This window comes from Vreelandella sp. L-25, assembly GCF_056857535.1.
The window spans coordinates 104,901-116,656 of record NZ_JBSXNH010000053.1 but is presented as its reverse complement, the minus strand read 5'-3'; the positions used below and the strand labels follow the sequence as shown (position 1 = coordinate 116,656).

General features: G+C 55.4%; 11 protein-coding genes. 10 read left to right on the top strand and 1 reads right to left on the bottom strand.

Translation table 11 applies throughout. The annotated features are described in order from the left end of the window. The first annotated feature begins 438 nt into the window (after positions 1-438). From AC13CN_RS05995 to AC13CN_RS05960, 8 genes are all read left to right on the top strand, one after another. On the top strand, positions 439-897 hold the full coding sequence (locus AC13CN_RS05995; RefSeq protein ID WP_062374989.1) for a DVU3141 family protein: 459 nt from the start codon (positions 439-441) through the stop codon (positions 895-897). Further along, a complete protein-coding gene (locus AC13CN_RS05990; RefSeq protein ID WP_089675776.1) occupies positions 897-2,630 on the top strand; it encodes a polysaccharide biosynthesis/export family protein in 1,734 nt (577 codons plus the stop codon). The genes AC13CN_RS05995 and AC13CN_RS05990 overlap by 1 nt, the downstream gene beginning before the upstream one ends. A 204-nt stretch (positions 2,631-2,834) precedes the next feature. After that, positions 2,835-3,644 (top strand): ABC transporter permease, encoded by an 810-nt coding sequence (locus AC13CN_RS05985; protein ID WP_054641793.1) that lies wholly within the window; start codon positions 2,835-2,837, stop codon positions 3,642-3,644. 3 nt (positions 3,645-3,647) lie between these two features. Continuing rightward, positions 3,648-4,745: a KpsE/RkpR family capsule polysaccharide export protein gene (locus AC13CN_RS05980; protein ID WP_054645379.1), complete on the top strand. Its 1,098-nt coding sequence runs from the start codon at positions 3,648-3,650 to the stop codon at positions 4,743-4,745. A gap of 238 nt (positions 4,746-4,983) precedes the next feature. Next, positions 4,984-5,241 carry a DUF4258 domain-containing protein gene (locus tag AC13CN_RS05975; protein WP_074210383.1) on the top strand — a complete coding sequence of 86 codons (258 nt, stop codon included), beginning with the start codon at positions 4,984-4,986 and terminating at the stop codon, positions 5,239-5,241. Beyond that, a complete protein-coding gene (locus AC13CN_RS05970) occupies positions 5,241-5,432 on the top strand; it encodes a DUF2283 domain-containing protein (protein WP_016913348.1) in 192 nt (63 codons plus the stop codon). Before AC13CN_RS05975 ends, AC13CN_RS05970 begins: the two co-directional genes overlap by 1 nt. A gap of 342 nt (positions 5,433-5,774) precedes the next feature. Next, positions 5,775-6,725, top strand: coding sequence for a DUF4351 domain-containing protein (locus AC13CN_RS05965; RefSeq protein ID WP_483053084.1), 951 nt, complete (start codon positions 5,775-5,777; stop codon positions 6,723-6,725). Between the two features lie 659 nt (positions 6,726-7,384). After that, entirely contained in the window at positions 7,385-8,806 is a 1,422-nt protein-coding gene (locus tag AC13CN_RS05960; protein WP_483053083.1) for an MBL fold metallo-hydrolase RNA specificity domain-containing protein, read from the top strand. Between the two features lie 13 nt (positions 8,807-8,819). On the opposite strand, the gene AC13CN_RS05955 is transcribed toward AC13CN_RS05960, so the two are convergent. After that, positions 8,820-9,026: a hypothetical protein gene (locus AC13CN_RS05955; protein ID WP_062363623.1), complete on the bottom strand. Its 207-nt coding sequence runs from the start codon at positions 9,024-9,026 to the stop codon at positions 8,820-8,822. A 637-nt stretch (positions 9,027-9,663) separates the two neighbouring features. Here AC13CN_RS05955 and AC13CN_RS05950 point away from each other — a divergent pair. Both AC13CN_RS05950 and rfbB read left to right on the top strand, forming a co-directional pair. Next, positions 9,664-10,617 (top strand): ABC transporter ATP-binding protein, encoded by a 954-nt coding sequence (locus tag AC13CN_RS05950; RefSeq protein WP_054641468.1) that lies wholly within the window; start codon positions 9,664-9,666, stop codon positions 10,615-10,617. A gap of 20 nt (positions 10,618-10,637) precedes the next feature. After that, positions 10,638-11,696, top strand: a complete 1,059-nt coding sequence (gene rfbB, locus AC13CN_RS05945; protein WP_054641467.1) for a dTDP-glucose 4,6-dehydratase — start codon at positions 10,638-10,640, stop codon at positions 11,694-11,696. The last annotated feature ends 60 nt before the right edge of the window (positions 11,697-11,756 follow it).

Here is an 11,756-nt window from a genome sequence, read left to right as displayed (position 1 = left end):
GCGCTCAGAGCACACAGGCGAGCGAATTCAGCGGAACGAAGCTCAGCCCGATAATGGGGGACAGGAACCGCCGTGGTACGGATCCGTTTGCCCGGTGGTGTGAGAGGACGGGGGAGGCGACTCCCCCTCCTACTCGATCTTAAAAACTAGAAAATTCATCTCGCTGACGTGAGGTTGGGGTGCTGCTCCCCGTCACGTTCATGGATTTTGGACGCGAGCCGATTTTTTTATTGTACGCCGCCTAATGCACGGCATGCTAAACAGAGTTAATTTTCTGTAAAAGCCTTGTCAACGTAGAGCCCCAGCGGTTAATCCCTTACAATGCAGGGTGCTTTTTAATGGCGCAGGTTAATTACATTTCATCCGCACAGCATAGGGCAAGGGAATGCGCCCGTTACAATCCCTGGGCGGTAGCGTGCCTTTTTATTGGAAATCACCATGTCAAACTCCCTCATTTTCATAGCGCGGCCAGCTCGCATGCTGTTGGCCGCCTTGAGCGTTGCCGTCGTTAGCGGCTGCGCTACCTACCCGAGCGGCAACCAGCAGCAGGTCCAGTACGTGCTTGGTAACGACACCGCCAAGCCGCTGCAAGATGAAAACCTCAACGGCTTTCTCGCACAAGCGCCTGCCGGTGCCGTGCTCAACCTAGTACAAAGCCCCTGGGGCGATAACGTCGAGATCGTGGCCGATGCGCCCTATTTGGCCGCCAGTGGTCGCGAGTGCCGCAAACTGCGGGTCATCGAGCAGGGTAGCGGTGCTGCCCGTACCGCGCTTACCTGCGCGACCCCCAACGGTTGGGTAAATCAGCGCATGCTGCTGCCAGAAAGCCAGCAAGGGGCGATGTCGCTCACCTCGCCAATGACGCACTCCCCAGGAACCACACAAGGGCGCTATTAATGAGCTTGCAACGCGTAATGAAACGGCTTTCCCTCACGCGCCCGGTAGCGGTGTTATCACTGGCTTTGCTGGGCAGTGCCGCCAGCAGCGTTAGCTGGGCGCAGAGTATAAGCCTACCCAATACCATTCTTCCGGAAGACCAGGCCAGCCAGCAGCGGGTAGAGCCTCCGGTGAACGACACTCCCCGCGCCGACTGGCGTAGCGGTACCTACGGCCCGGTAGCGAACCAGCCCCAGCAAAACCCCGATGCGCTTCCCCCCTTTGGAGCGAACCTCTTTACCGGTGGCTTTCGTGGGGCGATGGGAGACGGCCTAAATGCCGATTACCAAGTCAAGCCCGGCGACCAAATCACCGTGCGTGCCTGGGGCGCGTTCGAGTTTGACCGCGTGCTGCCGGTGGATGCCCAAGGCAACATCTTTATTCCCGGCTCTGGCCCGCTGAATGTAGAAGGCCAAAACAGCCAGCAGGTGGATAGCCGCGTGCGCGGTGCGATTACCTCGGTGTACCCCGAAAACGTACAGGTATACACCAACGTACAGGGCGTGCAGCCCGTGGCCGTGTTCGTCACTGGTTACGTGGAAAACCCCGGCCGCTTTGCAGGAACTCCCAACGACTCCGTGCTCTACTTCCTGGACCAAGCAGGCGGTATTGATCAAGACCTGGGCAGCTATCGCCAAATCCGCGTGATTCGCAACGACCAAACCGTCGCCACGGTGGATCTCTACGACTTCCTGATCAATGGCAGCATCGCGCGCCCGCAGTTTCAGGATGGCGACACCATCGTAGTGGAAGAGCGCGGCCCGGCCATTGCCGTGGTGGGCGATGTGCACCGTGAACACCGCTACGAGCTTATCGGCAACCAGCTAAGCGGTGCCGAACTGGTAGAGCTTGCCCGCCTCAGAAGCGGCGTATCTCATGTACTGCTGCGCGGCGACCGCTCCGATGGCCCCATGGCCCAGTACTTCCCGCTGAACGAGTTCTATACTCAAACCATTCGCAGTGGCGATGAAGTGGCGTTCAGCGCCGATCAGCGCAGCGAAACTATCGTGGTAGAAGTAGAGGGCAGCTACTACGGCCCATCCCGCTTTGCGTTACCCCGCGATGCGCGCTTGAGTGAACTGCTGGATGCCATTCCCGTGCCGGAAAACATGACCGCCGTGGAAAGCATTTCGCTACAGCGTGAAAGCGTGAAACAGCAGCAACAGCAATCCATGGAAGAGAGCCTGCGCCGCCTGGAAACCACCTACCTCAGCGCCCAATCCAGCACCAACGAAGAAGCGCAAATTCGTGCCCAAGAAGCCGAACTGATTCAAAACTTCGTGCAGCGCGCCCGCGAGCTAGAGCCCAGCGGCCGCTTGGTAGTGGCCTACAACGACCGCATTGCGGATATCCGCCTGCAAGATGGCGATGTGATCACCATTCCGGAAATCAGCGACTCCATTCTGATCAGCGGTGAAGTACTGGTGCCGCAAGCGGCGGTATACCGCCCCGGCATGAGCGTGATCGACTACATCGAAAGCGCTGGCGGCTTTACCCAGCGTGCCGACGATGACCACATCCTGCTGGTTCGCCAAAACGGCGCGGTGGAAAACGCCCGCAACACTCCGCTGCGCCCAGGTGATGAAATCCTCGTCATGCCAGAAGCGCCCACCCACAACCTGCAGCTAGCCGCTACGCTCACGCAAATCCTCTACCAAGTGGCTGTAGCCACCCGCGTGGCAGTGGATTTGTGATGGGTGGTTGGTAAATAGTGAATGGTGAGTGGTGAGTGGTGAGTGGTGAGTGGTGAAGGTAGTATCTCGTAGCGCGGCGTAACGACTGAGCGAGAGCAACGAGCGAAAGAGGCACCCGCGGAGGGCGGCGCAAGCAGCCCTGTCCACGCCACAGACTTTTATAAACCCCTCATGTAAGTTCTTGACCTCAAAAGAAACAGCCTCATGAACAACACACACAGCGCCCCAAAAGGGGCGCGCACCCCTTGGCAAGTCACCCGCAGCGTGTGGTACGCCATGTTTATGCGGGAAGCTATTTCTCGCACCATGAGCGACCGCATGGGCTGGTTCTGGATGATTTTTGAGCCTTTTGCGCTTGTTGCCGTAATGGTCGGTATACGCAGTTTTATCAGCGGCGATAATTTGATTGCTAATGCCCCCTTCATTCCCTGGATGATTGTCGGAATGATGGGCTTTTTCCTAGTTCGCGAAGGCATGCTCCGGGGCATGGGGGCGATTGAAGGTAACAGCGCCCTGTTTGCATACCGTCAAGTGCATCCTGTTGACCCTGTCGTAGTACGCAATTTCTTGGAAGGAACACTGCGTACCTTTGTATTTTTAATTTTTATTGCGGGCGGCTTGCTGCTTGGTTTAGAGCTATTCCCCGATAATGCTGTTCGTGCAATATCAGCTTGGCTAGCGTTATGGGGGTTAGGTATAGGGTTGGGGCTAGTCGTTTCTGTAGCTTCGACGCTAGTGCCTGAAGTAGGCAAAATTATTCGTATAACCTCCCTTCCTTTGTTAATTGTCTCTGGCGTCATATTTCCTTTGAATCAGCTTCCTCATTGGATGCTGGAGTATCTAATGCTGAACCCCATTCCTCATGGGTTGGAAACATTACGGTTGGGTTTTTTTGAGAATTACAAAATTATTCATGGCACCAGTATGACGTATTTCTGGCTGGTGACACTTTCGCTAAATGCGCTGGGGCTACTTATGCATCTCCGCTTTGTTGACCGGTTAAAGGCTAAATAATTAATGTTTATATCGTTCACTCGTTTTGTTAAGAAGTCGCCGCATTGGGCGTTTGCATTAGTGGCAATTGCCCTTGTCAGCTTCTACTGGTTTGTATGGGCGCAAGAGCGTTATGTTTCCCGAGCTACCGTGGTGCTCGAAAGCCCGCAGGTGGCAACGCCTGAGTTTAGCCTTTCTTCACTTATGGGAAGTGGTGCGGGCAATACTGCCGACCTGCTGCTACTGCGTGAGCATTTACTGTCGGTCGATATGCTCCGCCTGCTAGACGAGCAGTTAGGCATTCGCCAACACTACAGCGAACACGGCGACTTCTTCGCTAAGCTGCGTGACCCCAACGTACCCATTGAAGATCTACATGAATACTACCTGCGCCGGGTAGAGGTAGAGTTGGATGAGTATGCAGGCGTATTGAATATCTATGTTCAAGGTTACACGCCGGAATTCGCCCACGATATGGCATCGCTACTGCTAGAAGCGGGCGAAAACCACATGAACGAAATGGGCCACCGCCTTGCTGATGAGCAAGTACGTTTTCTAGAGCGGCAAATGGTGCGTTTAGAAGAGCGTTTCGAAGAAACCCGCGCTCAACTGCTCGCCTTCCAGAACGAATACGGCTTGGTATCACCTACCGCCACGGTAGAAAGCATCAACCAAGTCGTGGCAACGCTTGAAGGCGATCTTGCCCGCTTGCAAGCCCAGCGCAACGCCCTGGCCAGCTTCCAAAGCTCGCAATCGGCCGAGCTACGCCAAGTAGAGCGCAGCATTGCAGCCCTGCGTGACCAAATCGTAGAGCAGCGCGACCGCCTAGCCCAAGCCACCGGCAACTCGCTCAACCGCGTCTCTGCCGAGTACGAAACCCTAGAGCTGCAAGCCCAGTTCGCCCAGGAAACCTACTCCAGCGCCCTGGCCGCGCTAGAAAACACCCGCTTAGAAGCCGCCCGCCAGCTCAAGCAGGTCAGCGTGCTACAAAGCCCGCTGATGCCGGAATACCCAACAGAGCCCAACCGCCTCTACAACAGCAGCGTCTTCGCCATCATCACCATCTTCCTCGCGTTCATCCTCAGCATGCTCATCATGATCGTCAAAGACCACCGAGATTAGGATTGTTGGTGAGTGGTGAGTGGTGAGTTGTTAATGGTGAATAGTGAATAGTGAATAGTGAGTAGTAAGTGGTGAGTAGTAAGTAGTGAGTGGTGAAGGGTGAAGGGTGAAGGGGGCTATCACCCCGTAGCGTGGCGTAACGAAAGAGCGAGAGCAACGAGCGAAAGAGTCACCCGTAGCGGCGGCCCGGCGCGAAGGCGTCTGCAAGACGCCCAAACCAAAAGTGCAGAAAGTAAATATGCATAGTCACCGTTTCAAGGTAAATATTCATATAACACGTCATGCCCGTGAGCGCATGGCTACTCGAAATATTACAGAAAATGAGCTGCTAGAATTGGTAGAGCAGGGAACCGTAAAATACAAAGATGCTACGCGGTTTTGGATAGCGCGATATTTTGAAAATCGTCAAGACAACCTTTTGTCTATTGCAGCAGTCTTGGAAGATAAAATAGTGGTAAAGACAGTCATGCATCACTTTGAGTGGGAGGATAAGTAATGCGAACTACGTACGATGAAGCAGATGATATCCTGGTTCTGCACCTATCAGAAAAGCCTACCGTTAGGGAGGTTTCTCAAGATTGGCATACACATATTAGTTACGCAGAGGATGGCACGATCAATGAAATCGTCATTCTGGAGGCCTCGAAGCAAGGTGCATGGCCACTCTTAAAAAGCCAAGCCGCTTAACTAACCGCAACACGACTCCCGCTGCTCCTGCGGGTGCGCTCCGCTTACACCGCGCTACGGGAACACCGCCAACGTTATGAGGCGTGGCACCATCCTCGTATCGCGTCATAACGATCAATCGCGTCAACACCTCGAATGGCGGCACCAGCCGCCTCGATTGAGCCACGGCGATTAATCAAACCCCGTTGGCATAATCGGCACCCTTAGCGGGGTGCTTCGCGGGTGCGCTCCGCTTACGCCGCGCTACGGATGCATCGCCAACGATACTCATGGGCGAGCACCCGCGGCCCGGCGCGACGGTCGGCGCTAGCCGCCCCGACTGAGCTACAGCAAGGAAAAGCCATGGCGAACCGTACAAGCCACGATCAAAATTTCAAAAACCTGATTTTGGACTATCCTCGCGAAGCCCTCGCTTTCTTTGCATCAGAAGAGGCTGGAGATTTACTGCCTAGCGTCAAAGTCACTCCTATTCGCCAGGAGCAATTAAAAGAGCGCCTGGGTGACAGATTTCATGAGCTAGACGTACCGTTGCTGGTAGAGTGGCCAAATGGGCAACGCGAAGCGCTACTGTTCACGCTAGAAGAAGAAACGGATCCCGGCCGTTTCTCGATCCACAGGCTGGCGCACTACACACTGCACCTGAGTGAGCTATTCGATACAGAACGAGTGGTACCGGTGGTGATTTTTTTGAATTCTAATAAAAAAGTGGCAGAAAGCCTGCATATTCGAAGTGAACGCCATAGCTACCTACAGTTTCACTATTTACATACACATTTAAATAAATTGCCGGCCAATCAGTATTTTAGTAGCCAAAATATCGTGGCGCGCCTGAATTTACCGAATATGGCATGGGCAGAGAAAGATAAAATCGATGTATACGCCAATGCCATACAAGGTCTGTTTTCGCTGGAACCAAGCATTGAAAAGCAACTCAAATACATAGACTTTGTCGATATCTACAGCGATTTAAGCACAGATGAAAGACAAGCCTACCAAAGGCGCTATCCTCAGGAGGAAAGCAAAATGGCTGGTTTAGCAGAGCGTCTTCGTACGGAAGGTATTCAGCAAGGCATGCAGCAAGGCATGCAGCAAGGTATGCAACAGGGCATGCAACAGGGCCGTCAGCATGAAGCACAAAATATGCTGCGAAAGCTGCTCATGCTGAAGTTTGGCGAGTTACCGTCATGGGCCGATACCCAAATTGAGGCGGCTTCCATAGAGCAGCTGGAAAACTGGATGGAAGGCATATTGAGTGCCAACACATTGGAAGCCCTGATCGAACCTATTCAGTAACCGCTGATATTCACGCCATCACCAGCACCCCTCACGGGGTGCTTCGCGGGTGCGCTCCGCTTACACCGCGCTACGGGAACACCGCCAACGTTATGAGGCGTGGCACCAACCCCGTTTCGCGCCATAACGATCAACCGCGTCAACATCTCGAATGGCGGCACCACCCCCGTAGCGCGGCGTAACGAAAGAGCGAGAGCAACGAGCGAAAGAGGCACCCGCGAAGGCGGCGCCAGCCGCCCTGATCGAACCTATTCAGTAACCGCTGACATTCACGCCATCACCAGCACCCCTCACGGGGTGCTTCGCGGGTGTGCTCCGCTTACGCCGCGCTACGTAAACACCGCCAACGTTAAGAAGCTTGCAGAGATCTCGTATCGCGTCATAACGATCAATCGCGTCAACACCTCGAATGGCGGCACCAAACCCGTAGCGCGGCGTAACGAAAGAGCGAGAGCAACGAGCGAAAGAGGCACCCGCGAAGGGCGGCGCTAGCCGCCCCGATCACGCCACCGCACCTAGCCCGCTCAAGCAATCGCCCAATAAATTGGCCTCCCACAGCAAGCTCAGTAGCCCATCCAAGCAACTAGCTCTTGTGGGAGGGGGCTTCAGCCCGCGACGGCCGCGCCACAGCACTGAAAGAAAGCACGAAAAGGAATTCAATGCTCAACATCACCCACCACGGCGGAGCCAAAGGCGTCACCGGAAGCTGCCACCAGCTCACCCTCGATAGCGAACATTCACTGCTGATCGACTGCGGGCTATTCCAAGGCGAAGACGCAACAGAAGACGCCTTCGATCAGCTTCAAATCGAATTCGATATCAGCACTGTAAAAGCGCTGGTCATCACCCACGTACATATCGACCACGTAGGCCGCTTGCCTTACCTACTGGCTGCCGGGTTCAAAGGGCCAATCATTTGCTCCATTCCTTCGGCCAAACTTCTGCCCCTGGTGATTGAAGACGCTCTAAAAATCGGCTTCACCCGCAACGCCCAACTCATCGAGCGTTTCCAGCAGCAGCTAGAAAGCCAAATCGTCAGCGTGCCCTACGGCAAATGGCACACCGTGGTCGGAAAATCCGAAGAAGGCATCACCACACGAGTAAAGCTCAAGCGGGCAGGGCACATTCTCGGCTCCAGCTACGTGGAAGTAGCCCACCAGCACCCCAACGGCGAAAAGGAACGGGTCATCTTCAGCGGTGATTTAGGCGCGCCCTACGCACCGCTACTCCCCGCACCTAAATCCCCCTACGGCTGTGAACAGCTAGTACTCGAAAGCACCTACGGCGACCGCCAGCACCCCGACCGCCGCCAGCGCCGCGCCACGCTGAAGCAGGCCATCGAGCAAGCACTCACTAACGGCGGCACGATCATGGTGCCCGCCTTCAGCATAGGCCGCACCCAAGAGCTGCTCTACGAGCTGGAAGGCATCATTTACGAAGCCGAGCGCAACGCCAAACGCGGCTTACCCAAAAGCCTGTGGCAAGCGCTAGAAATCATCGTTGATTCACCGCTCGCCGCCCGCTTCACCCAGGTATACCGCGAGCTGAAACCCTACTGGGACGACGAAGCCCAACGCCGCCTGCGCAGTGGCCGTCACCCGCTCAACTTTGCCAATCTCTACACGGTGGATAGCCACGCCGAGCATGAACAAACCGTAGAGTACTTGGCTAAAACGGGTAGACCGGCAGTAGTGATTGCCGCCAGCGGCATGTGCGCAGGCGGGCGCATTATGAACTACCTCAAAGCCATGCTCGGCGACGAACGCCACCAAGTACTGTTTGTGGGCTACCAAGGCGCAGGCACACCAGGGCGGGATATTCAGCAATACGGCCCACAAGGCGGCTGGGTAAACATCGACGGCGAGCGGTACGACATCAAAGCAGGGGTTAGCAGCATCAGCGGCTACTCCGCCCACGCCGACCAAAAAGACCTACTCAACTTCGTCAAACGCATGCGCCGCTGGCCCCACACCATCCACCTGGTGCACGGCGAACAAACCGCCCGCAGCGCACTCAAACGTGAGTTGGAAGCGATGTACGCCCGAAAAGGAAGGGGTGTGACAGTGATGAATGGTGAATAGAACCACCCCCAGTTCACTGCATAACGATCAAGCGCGGCAACACCGCGAAAGGCGGCAACACCTCGAATGGCGGCAACACCTCGAAAGGCGGCAAACACCCCGTAGCGCGGCGTAACGAAAGAGCGAGGTCACGAGCGAAAGAGGCACCCGCAGCGGCGGCCCGGCGCGAAGGGCGGCGCCAGCCGCCCCGATCAAGCCACAGTGATCGAGCAAAGCTCATTGGCCTCATCGGCACCCCTCACGGGGTGCTTCGCGGGTGCGCTCCGCTTACGCCGCGCTACGAAACACCGCCAACCTCGAAAGCGTGCAACCCCGTTGCACAACGTAATGGTCAAGCGAGCCACCCCGTAGCGCGGCGTAACGAAAGAGCGAGAGCAACGAGCGAAAGAGGCACCCGCGAAGGGCGGCGCCAGCCGCCCCGATCAAGCCACAGTGATCAAGCAAATCTCACTGGCCTCACCGGCACCCCTCACGGGGTGCTTCGCGGGTGCGCTCCGCTTACACCGCGCTACGAACACCGCCAACCTCGAAAGCGTGCAACCCCGTTGCACAACGTAATAGTCAAGCGAGCCACCACCCCGTAGCGCGGCGTAACGAAAGAGCGAGAGCAACGAGCGAAAGAGGCACCCGCGAAGGGCGGCCCTAGCCGCCCCGATCAAGCCACAGTAACCGAGCAAACCTCACTGGCCTCACCAGCACCCCTAACGGGGTGCTTCGCGGGTGCGCTCCGCTTACGCCGCGCTACGAACATCGCCAACCTCGAAAGCGTGCAATTACCCGCGGCGGCGGCCCTTTACGCCACGGAATGTTGAAACGCCACCAAACCGCATCGAAACACCATCGGCAACCACTACCAAATGATCGAAATAAACAACCTCTACAAACGCTACCACAACCACCACGGCAGCGATTGGGTGCTCAAAGACATTAACCTCACGATCCCCACGGGGGTGAGCGTGGGGTTGATTGGTGCCAACGGCGCGGGTAAATCCACGCTGCTCAAACTGATCGCCGGGATGGACAAACCCGAACGCGGCGAAGTCATCCGCCGCAGCCGCGTTTCCTGGCCGGTGGGGCTGGCTGGCGGCATGCAAAACAACATGACCGGGCGGCAAAACGTCAAGTTCGTCGCCCGTACACAAGGTAGTGGTTCAAAAGAAGTAAAACGGGTCATCCAGTTTGTTGAAGAGTTCGCCGAAATTGGCAAAGCCTTTGATGAGCCTGTACGTACCTATTCATCAGGGATGCGCGCACGGCTTTCGTTTGGGCTTTCCCTCTCCTTCGATTTTGATGTTTATATCTCGGATGAAGCCACCGCCGTAGGCGACCGTGCTTTCAAAGCCAAAGCACAAGCCTTATTTAAAGAGCGAATTGGTAAAGCCTCGCTGATTATGGTTTCCCACTCGGAAGGCATCCTTAAAGACCTCTGCCAAGCAGGGCTGTATCTAAAAGAGGGCCGCGCCTACTGGCATGACGATATTAATGCAGCGATCAAGGCCTATCACGCAGACGTTGATAGTGGCAAAGAGGTCACTAAGCCCAAGGCAGCGCATAAGCCCAAGCGGTTTGACAGTTTGCCCAGCAACATTCCCGAAGCAGACAAACACCTACAGCAAGCAAAAAGCAAGTTGGCGGAGGCGCAAAGAGCATTAAAAATCGCTAACCAACAAAATTTACTGCCTATCTACCGTAAACATATTCGTGATGACATCCCCAAGCGGCAACAGCAAGTAGCTAACGCCCAACGTCACCTAGAAGCACTCAAGCAAGAGCAGGGCGGCTCCAACACCGCTGCTGAACAAACTGAATAGCAAACTCAAGGATGTAATACATGGCGAACAAAACTTTCCTAATTACCGGCGGCGCTGGCTTTATTGGTTCAGCGGTCGTGCGTGAGCTTATCCAAAACTCTACCCACCGTGTGGTGAATGTAGACAAGCTCACCTATGCAGGGAATTTAGAATCGCTTGTCAATGTTGAAACCAGTGAGCGTTATGCCTTTGTGCAGGCCGACATTTGCGATGCACCCGCCATGCAACAACTGTTTGAACAGCACCAACCCGATGTCGTTATGCACTTGGCTGCCGAGAGCCATGTAGACCGCTCCATTGATGGCCCCGCCGAGTTTATCCAAACCAACGTAGTTGGCACCACAGTACTGCTAGAGGCGGCACGTAGTTACTGGAATAGCCTGGAAGGTGAGCGTCGTGATGCATTTCGATTCCATCACATCAGTACAGATGAAGTGTATGGCGATTTGGAAGGCACCGACGACCTATTCACCGAGACGACACCCTACGCGCCAAGCTCGCCTTACTCCGCCAGCAAGGCCAGCTCTGATCACTTAGTGCGCGCCTGGCAGCGTACCTACGGCCTGCCCACGCTGGTAACCAACTGCTCAAATAATTACGGCCCGTACCATTTCCCAGAAAAACTGATCCCGTTGATGATTCTCAACGCCCTGGCCGGTAAACCACTCCCGGTATATGGCAATGGCCAGCAAATCCGCGATTGGCTCTATGTAGAAGACCACGCCCGCGCCTTAATCAAAGTAGCCACAGAAGGTGAAATCGGCGAAACCTACAACATTGGTGGGCATAACGAAAAAGCCAACCTTACCGTTGTTGAAACACTGTGCGACCTGCTTCAAGAGCTAGTGCCACAAGAGCGGTCGTACCGTGAGCTCATCACCTTCGTGACCGATCGCCCCGGCCACGACGTACGCTACGCCATTGATGCCAGCAAAATTGAACGCGAACTCGGCTGGGCGCCAGAAGAAACCTTCGAAACCGGCCTACGTAAAACCGTGCAGTGGTATCTCGCCAACGAAACCTGGTGGAAACGTGTGCAAGACGGCAGCTACCAAGGCCAACGCCTCGGTAGCCTGTAGAGACACCGCCCTGTTTTGCCACGGAATACACGGAAAACACGGATGAAAAAAAGATAGGTT